At 64.0% G+C, this 14664-nt stretch carries 14 protein-coding genes and 1 tRNA gene; 4 read left to right on the forward strand and 11 right to left on the reverse strand.

Annotated elements, in window-relative coordinates; translation table 11 throughout:
* Window positions 1-55: 55 nt before the first annotated feature.
* Both lgt and I6A82_RS01550 read left to right on the forward strand, forming a co-directional pair.
* Complete coding sequence (gene lgt, locus I6A82_RS01545) at window positions 56-919, forward strand: prolipoprotein diacylglyceryl transferase (protein ID WP_198093447.1); 864 nt, start codon at window positions 56-58, stop codon at window positions 917-919.
* Window positions 912-1967: a class I SAM-dependent methyltransferase gene (locus I6A82_RS01550; RefSeq protein WP_232343203.1), complete on the forward strand. Its 1056-nt coding sequence runs from the start codon at window positions 912-914 to the stop codon at window positions 1965-1967. Before lgt ends, I6A82_RS01550 begins: the two co-directional genes overlap by 8 nt.
* Here I6A82_RS01550 and I6A82_RS01555 read toward each other — a convergent pair.
* The 7 genes from I6A82_RS01555 to pepN all read right to left on the reverse strand — a co-directional run bounded on the left by I6A82_RS01555 (window position 1964) and on the right by pepN (window position 10974).
* Entirely contained in the window at window positions 1964-2545 is a 582-nt protein-coding gene (locus tag I6A82_RS01555; protein ID WP_187334722.1) for an ABC-type transport auxiliary lipoprotein family protein, read from the reverse strand. The genes I6A82_RS01550 and I6A82_RS01555 overlap by 4 nt on opposite strands.
* Before the next feature lie 8 nt (window positions 2546-2553).
* Window positions 2554-3498 carry an MlaD family protein gene (locus tag I6A82_RS01560; RefSeq protein ID WP_198093448.1) on the reverse strand — a complete coding sequence of 315 codons (945 nt, stop codon included), beginning with the start codon at window positions 3496-3498 and terminating at the stop codon, window positions 2554-2556.
* A 10-nt stretch (window positions 3499-3508) separates the two neighbouring features.
* Window positions 3509-4396 carry an ABC transporter ATP-binding protein gene (locus I6A82_RS01565; RefSeq protein ID WP_198093449.1) on the reverse strand — a complete coding sequence of 296 codons (888 nt, stop codon included), beginning with the start codon at window positions 4394-4396 and terminating at the stop codon, window positions 3509-3511.
* The gene (locus tag I6A82_RS01570; RefSeq protein WP_187334725.1) at window positions 4393-5499 is read right to left on the reverse strand and encodes an MlaE family ABC transporter permease; all 1107 of its coding nucleotides are present in this window, start codon (window positions 5497-5499) and stop codon (window positions 4393-4395) included. The genes I6A82_RS01565 and I6A82_RS01570 overlap by 4 nt, the downstream gene beginning before the upstream one ends.
* Before the next feature lie 51 nt (window positions 5500-5550).
* Window positions 5551-6882 (reverse strand): cystathionine gamma-synthase family protein, encoded by a 1332-nt coding sequence (locus tag I6A82_RS01575; RefSeq protein ID WP_198093450.1) that lies wholly within the window; start codon window positions 6880-6882, stop codon window positions 5551-5553.
* 595 nt (window positions 6883-7477) lie between these two features.
* Complete coding sequence (gene pgeF, locus I6A82_RS01580; RefSeq protein WP_232343209.1) at window positions 7478-8251, reverse strand: peptidoglycan editing factor PgeF; 774 nt, start codon at window positions 8249-8251, stop codon at window positions 7478-7480.
* Window positions 8252-8376: 125 nt separating this feature from the next.
* Window positions 8377-10974, reverse strand: a complete 2598-nt coding sequence (pepN, locus tag I6A82_RS01585) for an aminopeptidase N (protein ID WP_198093451.1) — start codon at window positions 10972-10974, stop codon at window positions 8377-8379.
* 93 nt (window positions 10975-11067) lie between these two features.
* Between pepN and I6A82_RS01590 the strand changes: the two genes are divergently transcribed.
* Window positions 11068-11850 (forward strand): SDR family NAD(P)-dependent oxidoreductase, encoded by a 783-nt coding sequence (locus tag I6A82_RS01590; RefSeq protein ID WP_198095441.1) that lies wholly within the window; start codon window positions 11068-11070, stop codon window positions 11848-11850.
* Here I6A82_RS01590 and I6A82_RS01595 read toward each other — a convergent pair.
* From I6A82_RS01595 to I6A82_RS01610, 4 genes are all read right to left on the reverse strand, one after another.
* A complete protein-coding gene (locus I6A82_RS01595; RefSeq protein ID WP_198093452.1) occupies window positions 11847-12869 on the reverse strand; it encodes a DMT family transporter in 1023 nt (340 codons plus the stop codon). The genes I6A82_RS01590 and I6A82_RS01595 overlap by 4 nt on opposite strands.
* Before the next feature lie 26 nt (window positions 12870-12895).
* Window positions 12896-13891 (reverse strand): threonine aldolase family protein, encoded by a 996-nt coding sequence (locus I6A82_RS01600; protein ID WP_198093453.1) that lies wholly within the window; start codon window positions 13889-13891, stop codon window positions 12896-12898.
* A gap of 48 nt (window positions 13892-13939) precedes the next feature.
* The gene (locus I6A82_RS14710) at window positions 13940-14182 is read right to left on the reverse strand and encodes a GIY-YIG nuclease family protein (RefSeq protein WP_198093454.1); all 243 of its coding nucleotides are present in this window, start codon (window positions 14180-14182) and stop codon (window positions 13940-13942) included.
* Window positions 14183-14287: 105 nt separating this feature from the next.
* Window positions 14288-14362, reverse strand: a tRNA-Thr gene (locus I6A82_RS01610).
* Window positions 14363-14480: 118 nt separating this feature from the next.
* On the opposite strand from I6A82_RS01610, the gene I6A82_RS01615 reads away from it, so the two are divergent.
* Complete coding sequence (locus I6A82_RS01615; RefSeq protein ID WP_198093455.1) at window positions 14481-14642, forward strand: hypothetical protein; 162 nt, start codon at window positions 14481-14483, stop codon at window positions 14640-14642.
* Window positions 14643-14664: the final 22 nt, after the last annotated feature.

Consider the following 14664-nt stretch of genomic DNA (forward strand, 5'->3'; position numbering starts at 1 on the left):
GGCCTTACTGGCTTTATCTCTATATGAGGCCCAACTCCGCGGGGGGAAAGAGCCGATGCTATCCATGCTCGCCGAGGCCGGCAGCTTTATCAACTACAGCAATCTCGGACTGGATCCGGTTGCACTCGATCTCGGCTTTTTTCAGCTGCGTTGGTATTCCCTCGCTTATCTGGCCGGGATCCTCATCGGCTATTGGTATCTCACCAAGCTGGTGGATGCGCCCGGCGCGCCGATGGCGCGGCGTCATGCCGACGATATGATCTTCTACGCCACGCTGGGCATCATCCTGGGCGGGCGGATCGGTTATGTATTGTTCTACCAGCCGAGCCTGCTCGATAATCCGGTGAATGTCCTGAAGGTGTGGGAGGGCGGCATGTCGCTGCATGGCGGCGCGCTCGGTACTATCCTTGCCATCTTCATCTTCTCGCGCGTCCACAAGCTGCAATTCCTGCGGATTTGCGACTATGTGGCCTGCTGCATCCCGTTCGGCCTGTTCTTCGGACGGCTCGCCAATTTCGTGAACGGAGAGCTTTGGGGCCGCACGACGGATGTTCCCTGGGCCGTCATCTTCCCCACCGGGGACGGCCTGCCGCGTCATCCCAGCCAGCTTTACGAAGCAGGTCTGGAAGGCGTGCTGCTGTTCACGATCCTGTGGTACTTCTTCTGGAAGACACAGGCGCGCTACAAGCCCGGCTTCCTGATGGGTGTGACCGCGATCGTCTACGGTGCCTCACGCTTTTTCCTGGAATATTTCCGCCAGCCGGACCGCCAATTGCAGTGGCTGGCCGATCAGACCGGCCTGAGCATGGGCCAGTGGCTCACCATTCCGATGATCCTGCTCGGCCTCTTCCTCGTGCTGACCGCCAAAGGCCGGCGCCAGCGGATCGAACCGGTTGCCGGTCAGGACAGCATTGCCTGAAGAGCTGGCGCTCGCCGACCAATTGCGGCGCCGGATCGCGGCCTCCGGCCCGATCAGCGTTGCCGAATATATGCGAGAGGCCAACGCCGCTTATTATGCGGCCGGCGATCCGTTCGGCGCTGGCGGCGATTTCGTCACCGCGCCCGAGATCAGCCAGATGTTCGGCGAAATGGTGGGCCTGTGGCTGGCCGATCTGTGGATTCGCGCAGGCCGCCCCGAGCCGGTCCATTATGTGGAACTGGGGCCGGGCCGCGGCACGCTGGCGCATGATGCGCTGCGTTCCGCCACCGGATTTGGCCTGTCGCCTTCGGTCCAGCTGGTGGAGACCAGTGCGGCGCTACGATCGGCGCAGCGTGAACGGCTGCCCCTGGCCGAATGGCATGACAGCATCGAAAGTCTGCCGCGTGACGGCCCTCTGCTGATCGTTGCCAACGAGTTTTTCGACGCCTTGCCCGTGCGCCAGATGATCGCGACCGAAGACGGCTGGCGCGAGCGGATGGTGGCGCTGGACGGCGATGATGGCTTTGCCGCCGAAACCGGTACGCGCGCGGTCGACGCGCTCGTGCCGGACGCGGTGCGCGGCGCTCCGGTTGGCAGCATCTATGAACACAGCCCCGATGCCGCCACCATCCTGTTCGATCTGCTGCGCCGAATCGCCGCCCAGGGCGGAGCGCTTCTCGCTATCGATTACGGATATGATCGATCCGGCATCGGCGAGACACTTCAGGCGGTGAAGGATCACGCCCGCGCAGAACCCTTTGCCGATCCCGGAGCGGTGGATCTGACGGCCCATGTCAATTTTCAGGAGCTCGCCAATATCGGCCGGGTGGCGGAAATGGGCGTTCACGGCCCAGTGGGTCAGGGCCGGTGGCTTGCGATGCTCGGCATCGTGACGCGGGCGCGAACGCTGGCTAGTGCTGCGCCCGATCAGCGCAGCGCGATCGCCGCTGCACTGAAACGGCTGACCGCGCCTGATGAAATGGGCGAGCTGTTCAAGGTGCTCGGCTTTACGGCGCCGGGCTGGCCGACGCCGGAAGGCTTCGCTTAACCGGCCACCCAGGCGGCGACCGCCTGTGCCACCTCATTCGCTGCGCTGTTGAGCGAGGCACCGGCATTTGCCGGATCGATGCTGGTGAGCGGGCGGGTCGCGGTGAACCGGCGCGTTTCCACCCGGCCCTGCGGCAGCCGTCGCACGGCATCAAAGGTCACCACGGCCCGGCTGGGCGCTTCGTACACGCCGAAATCGACGAGCTCTCCGGTAAGATAATCCTGCGATTTGCCGCCCGATTCCGCCTCATCAAGGACAAGCCGTCCGCGCGCCGCGATAGTTTCCGACAACAGGCTGGTGAACAGGCTTGCAGGCGTATCCGCCCAGCTGCCGTCCTTAAGATAGCTGATGGTGCCCGATGCGCTGGTCACCGGGATGCGCGTGACGCTGAGCTTCTGCGGCGTGGATGGCTCCGTGACCACCAACGCGCTCGCCTGGCTGCCGGCCATTACGGTACCGGCCTGAACCGTCTGGTCCGGCGTCAGCGTAAGGAGGAAGGGCGGCGCATCGGGGCCGAAACTTATGCAGGCCGACAGCATCGCCGCCGGTGCCAGAACGAGCAAGCTCAGGGCTTTCATGGGCAGTCTCATTTCCCTTTGTAATCCGGCAGCGGCTGCGACGAGATCAGCGAACCGGCGCCGCCCCGATTGACCTTCTCGGTAATGCTTTTCAGCGACTTCGTGGTGGCCTGCAGATCGCGCACCAGCTGGTTCACTTCCGGCACGGTCTGTTCGGAGAAGCTGGTGACGCCCGGCTGGGCGGCCTGCACCGTGTTTTCAAGCGCTTTCATGCTGGTCCGCGCCGAAGCCATGGTCTCACGCAGCTCGGCCGCCAGTTGCTGGCCATCGCTGTTCACCAGCTTGTCGGTGCTGTCGGCAAGATTGCCGATCTTCTGCGCCGCATCGCCGGCCTGGCGCACAGCAACGCGCGCATCGCGCAACGCGGCGGTCAGTTCAGGCGCTTGCTCGGCAAAACTTGCCGAAATCGATTCGACGTTGTTCAGCAGTTGCGAGAAGCTTTCCTGATTGTCCTCGGACAATAGCTCGCTCAGGCGCTCGGTCAGCGTCGACAGGCGTTCCACCAGCAGCGGCGCATTGTTCAGAAGCTCGCCCAGAGCACCGGGCTTGGTCGGGATCACCGGCACGCCCTCCGGCCCATCTTCCACGATCGGCGGCGATCCCTTCACCGCGCCGCTCAGCTGGATTTCCGATACGCCGGTAAAACCGATGCCGCTCACCGTTGCCATCGTGCCCTGCAGAATCGGCACGCTATCGTCCACCGCGATACGTACGCGGACGAACTCGGGGTCGTTCTCCCAGAGCTTGATCGCCTTCACCTGACCGATCGGCACGCCCGAATAGGACACGCCGGAGCCCTGTGCGAGGCCGCTTACCGAGCTCTTGAAGAAGATGTCATATTCCTTGCGGTCGCCTTCGCCGAACCGGGCGAGCCAGATGATGAGCACCACCGCAGCGGTGACGAGCATCAGCGTGACCGCGCCGACAAGTACATGATTGGATTTGGTTTCCATTGTCTGTGCCTTATGCCTCGCCGTCGGGCGCGCTGTCCATTGCCTTTGCCGCGCTATCATTCCGCGCTGCCTGACCCGATACGCGATCTTTCGCCCCAAGAGCGGCGCGGCCGCGTGGGCCGGTGAAATATTCGGTGATCCACTCATGATCCAGCTGGATCAGTTCATCGATCGTGCCGGTTGCAATCACATGTTTGTCCGCAAGCACCGCCACCCGGTCGCAAATTGCGTGCAGCGTATCGAGATCGTGCGTGATGAGAAAGACCGTGAAGCCCAGCGTTTCCTGCAGGTTGCGCGTCAGTTCATCGAACTTGGCCGCGCCGATCGGATCGAGGCCCGCGGTCGGCTCGTCCAGGAACAGCAGGTCCGGGTCCATCGCCAGCGCCCGCGCAAGGCCTGCACGTTTCTTCATACCGCCCGAAAGCTCCGACGGGTATTTGCTCGCGGATTCGGGGGGCAGACCGACAAGATTGATCTTGTACCGGGCCAGTTCGTCCAGCAGCCTGGGCGTGAAGTCCGGATAGAATTCGCGCAGGGGAACCTGGACGTTTTCAGCGACCGTGAGGGTGGAAAACAAGGCACCGCCCTGGAACAAGACGCCCCAGCGCTTGCGCACGTCCTGCGCCTCGCTGCCCTCCTCCAGCGCCTCTTCTTCCTCCATCTCGCCGAGCATATTGTGGTTGAAGACGCGAATCTTGCCCGCATCAGGCTGCTGCAGCCCGATGATGGAACGCATCAACACAGACTTGCCCGTGCCAGACCCGCCCACAACGCCGAGGACTTCGCCGCGGCACACGTCGAGATCGAGATTTTCGTGGATGACCTGATCGCCGAAGCTGTTCTTCAGCCCACGGACCTTGATCACCGTATCGGGAATGCGGGATTGCTTGCGCGTCATACCCAACCCAATGCGCTGAAGAATACGGCGAAAAACGCGTCGAGCACAATCACCATGAAGATCGCCTGCACCACTGCGGCGGTAGTCTTGAGACCGACCTGTTCGGCATCATTTTCCACCTGCAGGCCCTGATAGCAGCCCGCGATGGCGACGATGGCACCGAAGACCGGTGCCTTGATCAGCGCGATCCACAGATCGGTAATCGGGGTCACCTCGCGCAGCCGCGAGACGAAGGTCGCAGGCGGGATATCAAGCCCGATCCAGCACAACAGACCGCCGCCGACGATCGCGATAATCGAGGCATAGACGGTGAGGAGCGGCATCATCAGGACGGTGGCGAGAACGCGGGGGAGGACGAGCGCCTCCATCGGCGACACGCCGATCGTGCGCATCGCATCGATTTCCTCGGTCAGCTTCATCGTACCGATCTGCGCAGCAAAGGCACTGCCGGACCGGCCTGCGACCATGATGGCCGTCATCAGCACGCCTAGTTCACGCAAGGTGAGGCGGCCGACGAGATTGATGGTGAAGATTTCCGCGCCGAACGCCCGCAGCTGAACCGCGCCCTGCTGCGCGATGACCACGCCGATCAGGAAGCTCATCAATCCGACGATGGCAAGCGCACGCACACCCACGACGTCGAAACGTTGAATGATCGCGTTCCAGCGAATGCGGCGCGGGTGCATCAAGACGCGGCCGGTGGCCAGCACGGTCGACCCGAAAAAGGCGATCAGTCCGATGAAGCTGGAAAAGCCCGCGATCGTCGCCTCGCCCACCTCGGCCAGCATGGCGCGGAAGGGCGGGCCGTGATCGCGCTCCAGTTCCACCGGCTCGTCCGAGCGGCGGACTTCTTCGATTAGCTGGCGCTGATCATCGTCGCAGCCGATGATCTCTGCATCGCTGTCACGCGCGGTCCGCACGAGCAGCCAGGCGCCGACCGTGTCGAGATGTTCGATGTTCGAAATATCGAGGGCGGCGATATCGTCCGTATCACGCAGGCGGCGCGATAGATTGCCGATCTGCGAGATCGACAGACTGCCGGAGAAGACAAGCGTGCGCCCGCCCTCTCCGTTCTGTTCGTCGAAATCCGCGCGCAAACTCATTACCCGCGCAGATGGACCATTCACAGCGCCCTTACAAGCGCCAAACCGTGGTTATACCGCGTCGAGCGCCTGCTCGAAATCGGCAATCAGATCGTCCGGGTCTTCCACACCGATCGAGATGCGCACCAGATTGTCGGTGATGCCAAGTGCTTTCTTGCGCTCGTCGGAGACAGAAATGTGCGTCATCGCCGCGGGATGACTGGCCAGCGTTTCGGTGCCGCCGAGGCTGACCGCCAGCTTGGCGAGCTTCAGATTGTCGAGGAAGCGGAAGCTCTCTTCCTCACCGCCCTTCACGAACAGCGAGAAGGTCGATCCGGCGCCCAGGCAATGCCGGTCGTAGATGTCCTTCTGCGAAGGATCCTCGATGAAGCCGAGATAGCCGACGCGTTCCACCTTCGGATGGCCTTTCAGGAAGGTGCAGACCTTTTCGGCATTTTCGCCCGCGCGCGCCATCCGCAGTTCCACCGTCTCCAGGCTGCGCAGCAGCATCCACGCGGTGTTGGGGTCACTGATCGTGCCGATCGTGTTGCGCATCGCCCGGATCGGGTCGAGCCAGCGCTTTTCGCCAAGCGCCGCACCTGCCACCAGATCGCTGTGCCCACCGACATATTTGGTCAGCGAGTAGATCACGATGTCCGCACCATGATTGAGCGGACGCTGCCAGAGGGGGCCAAGGAAGGTGTTGTCGATCGCCACCGGCGGCATATCATCACCCGTGCCGAACACCTCGTCGCGTGCCTTGGACACGCCTTCGATGTCGACCAGCGCGTTGGTCGGGTTGGCCGGGCTTTCGAGGTAGACCACGGCCACCTTCGATCCCTTGTCGTCGGCGATTTTCTTCGCGCGGCCCAGCAGTTCCTTGACCTCCTCGTTCGATGCGGTGGCCGGGAAATCGAGGAAGGTTATGCCGAACTTCGCCAGAATCTTGGCCACCATCGTCTCGGTCGCCGCGTAGAGCGGGCCGGAATGGACGATCACGTCGTTCTGGCTGGCGAGCGCCAGCATGGTGGTGGCGATCGCGCTCATCCCGCTGGAGAAGACCAGCGCATCCTCCGACTCTTCCCACACGCTGAGGCGATCCTCGACGATCTCCTGATTGGGGTTGTTGAAGCGCGAGTAGACGAGCCCCTCGGCGCCGCCGGGGCGCTTGCCGGTGATGCCCTCGAAATGGCGCTTGCCCGCCGCCGCGCTTTCGAACGCGAAGGTGGAGGTGAGGAAGATCGGTGCCTTCAGCGAGCCTTCGGACAGCTTGGGATCGAAGCCGTGGCCCATCATCAGCGTGGAGGGCTTCAGCTTGCGACCGCCAATCTCCTTCACATCGGGCTTGGGGCGGCGGCGCGGCGTCATGGTGCCGAGGGGCGGGTTCTCGTTGGAATCGCTCATGGAATGTCCTTCCTGTCGTCACGCTCCCAGGAAGGCGGGAGCTGTTCTGCTGCCGGGCGGGGCACGGCGCCTTCTAACCTCCGCAGAAGGGCATCTCCGCCGCCGACGTCGTCTCGGTCCGGCCGCAGGGCCGGTGATAGGCCCCATCTAGGCACTGCGAACGCCAGGGGCAACGGCACGGATGCTTCACACTGCTTCACACTGTCCAGAGCGGGAAAATTGCGGGTGTTGCCGAGATGGCGCAATGCGAGGTTCGGATGGGGCGGAAGCGGGAGCATGAGGCGATCAGATCAGACGAAAACCTACATTTCCAGCGGCATGATACAGAACGCCGTCATTGCGAGGAGCCGAAGGCGACGCGGCAATCCAGGGCGGATGCAGTGCTGCGAGGGCTTTGCTAGTCCGCGAGCGGTCCGGATACCAACCAACCTTCCCCACATTCCGTAGCCCTGAGCCTGTCGAAGGGCGCCTATCGTCCGTGGCGCGTAGTCGAGAGACGTCCTTCGACAGGCTCAGGACTTACGGATTGGGATAGGGCCAATTGTCATTGCGAGTAGCCGAAACCACACGGCAATGAAGGGAAGCTGGCGCAGCCTCAGCGCGCCGCCAAGCCGATCAGCGATATCTGCCGCCCGTAGTCCGGCTCTTCCCGGTGGGTTGCGCGGCGGTAACTGAAATAGCGATCCTCCAGCCGATAGGTATCGAGGCCGAGGCAGGCGACCCGCGTCACACCCGCCGCCGCCAGCCGCGCGGCGACATAGCCTTCCAGATCGAACTGATGGTGCCCATCGGCCCCGTCCGCGAAAAAGCGTTCGTTCTCGGGCGCGTCCTCGCAAAAGCGCTGCAGGAAGCCCGCATCCACCTCGTAGCTCGCCTGCGCGATGCAGGGGCCGATGGCCGCGGCGATCCGGCTCCGGTCTGCACCGAGCGCTTCCATCGCCTCGATCGTGGCATCGGTGACCCCGGCCAGCGCGCCCTTCCAACCGGCATGCGCCGCGCCGACCACGCCCGCTTCCTCATCCGCCAGCAGCACCGGCGCACAGTCCGCGGTCAGGATGCCGAGCAGCAGGCCGGGCGTCGCCGTCACCATCGCATCGGCTTTCGGGCGTTCGTCCGCGGGCAGCGGCCCGGTGAGCGTCATGACATCGCGTCCGTGCACCTGATACACCGTCTGCAGCGGCGCATCGGCCATCACCGCGCGGCCCGCGAGCCGCCGGTTCTCGGCAACGGCCAGCGCATCGTCCTGCGAACCGATGCCGACATTGAGATCGCCATAGAGGCCGTTCGATACCCCGCCCTTACGACCAAGGAAGCCGTGCGGAACGGTGAGCGTGGGGGCGGTTTGTACGTCGATCATGAGCGGAACCATATCATAGAATCCGTTCGTGCTGAGCCTGTCGAAGCACCGCCCTTTTTTGATCCGTTGTTGCGGAAGAAGAACGGCCCTTCGACAAGCTCAGGGCGAACGGAATTTTTCATAGCAGTGCGCTGGGATTACCGACCCAGGCTCTTCAGCACCTGTTCGCTCGTGTCCTTGCTCAGGCCCTGCTTGTCCGCGATCCGCTCCAGTTCGGCGCGCATCAGGACCGACCGTTTCTCCTCGAACCGGCGCCAGCGGCCGAGCGTCGGCACGAAGCGTGCGGCGAGCTGGGCGTTCTTGTCGTCCAGCGTCATGATGAGATCGGCCAGCATGCGATAGCCCTCCCCGCTTTCATCGTGGAAGCGCGCCTGATTGGCGGTGAAGCTGCCATAAAGCGCGCGCACGCGGTTGGGGTTCTTCAGGGTGAAATCGGCATGGTTCGCCAGCGCCTTCACCGCCTCCAGCGTGTCGTCGCGCAGAGACAGTGCCTGCAGCCCGAACCATTTGTCGAGCACCAGCGCATCGTCGCGGTAGCGGTTGTAGAAGATATCGAACGCCGCTTCGCGCTTGTCCGAAGCCCCGTGCGACAGGCTGGCGAGCGCGGACAGGCGCTGCGTCATATTGTCGGCGCGTTCGAACTGGGCAAAGGCCAGATCCGCCGCCGCATCCTCGTCCGCAGCGGCCAGATAGGACAGCGCCACGCCCTGCAGCTTGCGCGCCGCCTTGGCGTCCGCATCCAGCGAGAAAGGCACCGATGAGCAGGCGTCATAATGCGCCTGCCAGCGGTCCTTCAGCCGCGTGGCGATGGTTTTGCGCAGCCCGGCGCGCGCTTCGTGAATCGCCGCCGGGTCAATCACCAGCATCTGTTCGCCCAGGAAACTCTCGGCGGGCGGCTGCACCATTTCGGCCAGGAAGGCGCGGTCGATGCCGTCTTCGTCCAGCGCGGCGGCGATCGAATCGACGATCAGCTTCTCGTCACCCGCCTCGCCGCCAATCACGCCGACCAGATGGTCGATCATCAGCTGCTGCATCGCCTCGAACCGCGCGAACGGATCATCCTCATGCGCGGACAGGAAGGCGAGATCGGCGGGATCGCGCCGGTTGTCGAGAATGATCGGCGCGGAAAAACCGCGGTTGATCGAGAGGACGGGCGCCGCCTCGAGCCCCTCGAACCGCACCGTCTTTTCCGGCGCATCGAGAACAACGAGCTCCTCGCGCAGATTGCGGCCGGTCTCCCGGTCGAACAGCGCGATGCGCAGCGGGATCACCATTTCGCTGGGGGCGGGCTCTTCTGTCCCTGCGCCCTTGGTCTGCTTCAGCTCCAGCACCGCGCTATCGCCTTCGTGGCGCAGCGTGGCGGCCACGTGCGGCGTGCCCGCCTCGCTGTACCAGCGGCGGAACTGTTTCAGGTCCACATCGCCGCCATCCTCGATCGCGCGGACGAAATCCTCGCAGGTCGCGGCTTCGCCGTCATGGCGATCGAAATAGAGATCGGTGCCCTTCCGGAAGCGATCCTTGCCGATCATGGTCAGCATCATGCGGATCACCTCGGCGCCCTTGTTATAGACGGTCGCGGTGTAAAAGTTCGAGATTTCCATGTAGGAATCCGGGCGGATCGGATGGGCCAGCGGCCCGCCGTCTTCCGGGAACTGCGCGGCGCGCAGGATGCGCACATCCTCGATCCGCTTGACCGGTTCGGAGCCCATATGGGCGCTGAACTGCTGATCGCGCAGAACGGTGAAGCCTTCCTTCAGCGAAAGCTGGAACCAGTCCCGGCAGGTGACGCGGTTTCCCGACCAGTTGTGGAAATATTCATGGGCGACGACGCCTTCGATCCCGTCATAATCATTGTCCGTCGCGGTATCCGGATCGGCCAGGATGTACCGGGTGTTGAAGATGTTGAGGCCCTTGTTCTCCATCGCGCCCATGTTGAAATCGCTGACGGCGACGATGTTGAAGATATCGAGATCATATTCGCGCCCGTAGGTCTCCTCGTCCCACTTCATCGAATTTTTGAGCGCGGTCATGGCGTGGCCGGTGCGATCGAGATCGCCCTCGCGCACGAAAATACCGAGATCCACCTTGCGCCCGCTCATGGTGGTGAACGTATCGCGGTTGACCACCAGATCGCCCGCCACCAGCGCGAACAGATAGCTGGGCTTCAGATGCGGATCGTTCCAGACGGCGTAATGGCGCCCGTTTTCGGCCTCGCCTTCCTCCACCAGATCGCCATTGGACAGCAGAACGGGGAAGGTCTTGGCATCGCCCTCCATCCGCACGGTGTAGCGCGACAGCACGTCGGGCCGGTCCGGGTGGAAGGTGATGCGACGGAAGCCCTCCGCCTCGCACTGGGTGCACAGCATGCCGTTCGAGGCGTAGAGGCCCATCAGTTGCGTATTGTCCGAAGGCTTCAGCGCGGTGGTGATGCCGATATGGTGCGCGTCCGCGGGCAGCGGCAGGACGAGATCGCCCTCCTCCATCCGCCAGTCGTTGATCCGCTCGCCATCGACGGTGACTTCTTCGGGCTCGATCCCGTCGCCCTTCAAGCGCAGCGGCTCGCGCGTCGCAGCGTCGGGATTGCGCGCGACCTTCAGCGTGGAATAAACCCGCGTTTCTTCCAGGCCGAGATCGAAATCGAGCGCCACTTCGGGCACCAGCCACGCGGGCGGCGTGTAATCCTCCCGCCGGATGATGGTGGGCGCGTCGGCGAAAGTTTTCTGTACGTCTGCCATAGAGGCAAGATGTAGGAGCAGGCGCTTCGGTTCCCAAGCGATATAAATCGGATGCGCCGCACGGCCCCGTGGGTTAGGCAGAAGCCCATGCATATGCTCATCTTCGGCCTCGGCTATACGGCATCGCGCCTTGCGGAGCGTCTTCGCGAACAAGGCTGGCGGATCGACGCGACCGGCAGCGCGGGCAATCTCGATTTCACCGACGTGCAGAGCGTGCGCGCCGCCATTGGCCATGCGAGCCACATCCTGTCCTCCGTACCGCCGAGCCGGGAGACGGGGGAGGACGATGTGCTCACCCGCTACGGCGCCGCGGTGGCCGCCGCCCCGGCGCGCTGGATCGGCTATCTCAGCTCCACCGGCGTGTACGGCGATGCGGGCGGCGCCTGGGTGGACGAAAGCGCCCCCATCGGCGGCGGGCGGCGCAGCGCGCGGGCGGAGGCGGACGCGGGGTGGCAAAAGCTGGACGAGCGGGTGCGCATCTTCCGCCTGCCCGGCATTTACGGCCCCGGCCGCAGCGCGCTAGACAAGGTGCGGGACGGCAGCGCACACCGCATCGATCTGCCCGGCCAGGTGTTCAGCCGCATCCATGTCACCGATATCTGCCGCGCGGTGGAGGCGAGCTTCGATGCGCCGCCGGGCCTCTACAATATCGGCGACGATCGGCCCGCCAGCCACAATGTAGTGACCGAACATGCGTGTCGCCTGCTCGGCATCGAACCGCCGCCGCTGCAGACGATGGACGAGGCGGGCCTCAGTCCGATGGCGCGCGGCTTCTACGCCGAAAACCGCCGCGTCGCGAACGGCAAGGCCAAGCGCGTGCTGGGGTGGAAGCCGCTCTATCCGGACTATAAGGCGGGGCTGAAAAGCCTGCTTTAGCGCCGCGCGCGCATCGCCACCAGCAGGCCCAGCATCGCGATCCCGCCGCCCGCCGCGGCCAGCGGAGACCAGCGATAGCCCTCGAACAGCGTCGACAGCGCCATCGCCACGACAGGCACGAGCACGCTGTTATACGCCGCTTTCCCCGGGCCGATGGCGCGCACGATCCCGAAATAGAGCGGGAAGGTGACGACCGAACCCAGCAGCCCGAGATACAGGATGCCGAAGAGATAGGCCGGACGCGGATCGATCACCGGCGGGCCGAAGCTGGCAAAGGCGATGACGGCGTTGAACAGCACGCCATAGCTCATCGCCCAGGCAAGCAACGTCAGCAGCGGCAGGGCCTGCACGCGCCGCGCCGCCTGCAGCACATTGGCGAAGGAGGCGGAAAGAATGCCACCGATGGTGAGCAGAATGCCGAAAGCCACGTCTCGCCCGCTCGCCGGCATCGCGCGATATTCCTGCACGAACAACAGCGCCACGCCCAGGATGGCGATCCCCGTGCCGACGAAGAAGCTCGGCTCCAGCCGCCGCCCCAGAAATATCCGCCCGAACAGCGCGTTGGGCAGCATCAAGAGCGCAAAAGTGCTCGCGACCAGGCCCGAAGTCACGAACCGCTCGGCATTGTAGACGAAGTTGAAATTGAGGACGAACTGGCTCGCGCCCAGCATCAGCGCGATGGCATGGGCGCGGGCGGGCAGCCGCAGCGGCTGACCGCGCACCCGCGCCAGCACCGCCATGCCGATCGCGGCGACGATGAAGCGATAGCAAACCGACCAGGTCGGCGGCACGGAGCTTAGCTGATCGCGGATCACGATCCACGTCCCGCCCCAGATCAGAGCCACCAGAATGAACGGAAACAGGATGCGCGGGGTAAGGAGGGAGAGGTCTGGTTCTCCCCCCGAAACCGAAACTCGCCCCTCATCCGTAAGTGCTGAGCTTGTCGAAGCACGGTTCTCGTTCGAGAAACGCCGTTGGTCCGGTGGACCGTCTGCGACTCCGACAGGCTCAGGGCTCATGGTATTTTTCCCGCTGTCAGGCGCCCTCACAAAGCCCCGATCGCGTCCGCCAGCGGGCGCACATCGGCCTCTTCATGCTGCCAGCTCGTAACCAGCCGGGCCGCACCCGTTCCCCAATCGTAGAAATCGAAGCCCTTGTCTCGCAGACCCGCCGCCTCGTCCGCAGTGAGACGCAGGAACACCTCGTTCGCCTCTACCGGATAGAGCAGCCGCTCACCCGCAGCCTCGGCGATCAGCGCGGCGGCGGCATTGGCGGTGCGTGCATTCTCCAGCCAGAGATCGCCGTCCAGCATCGCCAGCAGCTGCGCGGCGAGATAGCGGCCCTTGGAAAGCAGATGGCCTGCGCGCTTGCGGCGATATTCGGAGGCGGCGTAGAGATCGGTATCGAAGAAGACGAGCGCCTCCGCGCTCATCCCGCCATTCTTGACGCAGCCGAAGCTCAGCAGATCGACGCCCTCGGTGATCGTGCGCCCGTTCCCGTCCAGCCGCGCCACCGCATTGGCGAAGCGCGCGCCGTCCATATGCAGCTTCAGCCCGCGCGCCTTGGCGAGCTGCGCAATCGCGGCCACTTCCTCGGGCGAATAGACCAGCCCATATTCCGTGGCCTGCGTGATCGAGATACCCGCCGCCTGCACCTGATGCACGTCGGGCCGAATCGCATCGAGCCGCGTTTCGAGCGCCTGAGCGGTGATCTTCGCGCCCTTTCCGGGCAGCAGCATCAGCTTGGCACCCGCGGTGTAGAAGCCCGGCGCACCGGCCTCATCCACCTCGATATGCGCCTCCTCATGGCACAATATGCCCTGATGCGGCGCGGCCATGGCGGCGCATGCGAGCGCGTTGGCCGCGGTGCCGGTTGTCACCGCCATCGCCCGGCATTCGCGCCCGAATAGCTCGCTGAACGCCTCGTCCAGCCGCGCGGACCAGCGGTCCCCGTCATAAGCGGTATCGAGGCTGTCCGCATCACGCAGCGCCTCCCAAATCTTGGGATGCACAGGGGCGGCATTGTCGGAAAAGAAGCGCATGGGCGGCGCTGTAGGATGTTGGTGAAACGGGGGGAAGGATAGAATGGTTCAGCGCAAGCGTTTGGCGGCGAACGCACGACCGGAACCGCTCTTCAGATAGCTTTCGAAGCGTACAGCCCGTTCGCGAGTCGTGAAACCGTGACAGGAACACAACGTCCACGGCGCAAATTTGGCGGTATGCTGCGAATGCCCCCGATTATGCTCGGCCAGTCGGCGATCGAGATCGTTTGTCAGTCCCGTATAGAATTGATCGGGATGCTCAGCGCTCTGCAGGATATATACATAGTGCATAAGCGGCCTACCAATCGTCCACCTACGCCAAGGCTTCGGCGGACAGCCTTCACCCTACATCGCGCTTCAGGCTGGCTCGCCAGCCGAAGCCCGAAGGGCGAAGGCTGGTGCTGCTGGAGAGGATTGAACTCTCGGCCTCACCCTTACCAAGGGTGTGCTCTACCACTGAGCTACAGCAGCGTACCAGATCCATGCCGGCCAAGGGGCCGCGCTAGAAGGCGGCCCTATGGGAGCGGAGGGGCGGGAAAGTCAAGGGGCAGCTTGGCGGGGGCAGGCGATATTGCTAATCCCGCCCGCGATGACCGACCGAAACGACGCGAATGACCGGGCCAAGGACGAGAAGGCCGCCCGCCTGGCCGAACAGCTTCGCGCGAATCTAAGACGCCGCAAGACGCAAAGCCGCGAGATGAAGGCAGGGGACGCGGACGGAAACTCCGCACAGTCCGCGCCTGAGGACTAGCCCCGCCCAATTCCGTAAGTGC

The sequence above is a fragment of the Novosphingopyxis sp. YJ-S2-01 genome, assembly GCF_016093175.1.
In the GTDB taxonomy this organism is placed as follows: Bacteria; Pseudomonadota; Alphaproteobacteria; order Sphingomonadales; family Sphingomonadaceae; genus Novosphingopyxis; species Novosphingopyxis iocasae.

Bases quoted from the DNA above. Each gene is read 5' to 3' on its own strand.
- lgt (WP_198093447.1), top strand. From the start codon at position 56: ATGCTATCCATGCTCGCCGAGGCCGGCAGCTTTATCAACTACAGCAAT.
- I6A82_RS01555 (WP_187334722.1), bottom strand. From the start codon at position 2,545: ATGAAAGCCCTGAGCTTGCTCGTTCTGGCACCGGCGGCGATGCTGTCG.
- I6A82_RS01560 (WP_198093448.1), bottom strand. From the start codon at position 3,498: ATGGAAACCAAATCCAATCATGTACTTGTCGGCGCGGTCACGCTGATG.
- I6A82_RS01565 (WP_198093449.1), bottom strand. From the start codon at position 4,396: ATGACGCGCAAGCAATCCCGCATTCCCGATACGGTGATCAAGGTCCGT.
- I6A82_RS01570 (WP_187334725.1), bottom strand. From the start codon at position 5,499: ATGAGTTTGCGCGCGGATTTCGACGAACAGAACGGAGAGGGCGGGCGC.
- I6A82_RS01575 (WP_198093450.1), bottom strand. From the start codon at position 6,882: ATGAGCGATTCCAACGAGAACCCGCCCCTCGGCACCATGACGCCGCGC.
- pgeF (WP_232343209.1), bottom strand. From the start codon at position 8,251: ATGGTTCCGCTCATGATCGACGTACAAACCGCCCCCACGCTCACCGTT.
- pepN (WP_198093451.1), bottom strand. From the start codon at position 10,974: ATGGCAGACGTACAGAAAACTTTCGCCGACGCGCCCACCATCATCCGG.
- I6A82_RS01590 (WP_198095441.1), top strand. From the start codon at position 11,068: ATGCTCATCTTCGGCCTCGGCTATACGGCATCGCGCCTTGCGGAGCGT.
- I6A82_RS01595 (WP_198093452.1), bottom strand. From the start codon at position 12,869: ATGAGCCCTGAGCCTGTCGGAGTCGCAGACGGTCCACCGGACCAACGG.
- I6A82_RS01600 (WP_198093453.1), bottom strand. From the start codon at position 13,891: ATGCGCTTCTTTTCCGACAATGCCGCCCCTGTGCATCCCAAGATTTGG.
- I6A82_RS14710 (WP_198093454.1), bottom strand. From the start codon at position 14,182: ATGCACTATGTATATATCCTGCAGAGCGCTGAGCATCCCGATCAATTC.
- I6A82_RS01615 (WP_198093455.1), top strand. From the start codon at position 14,481: ATGACCGACCGAAACGACGCGAATGACCGGGCCAAGGACGAGAAGGCC.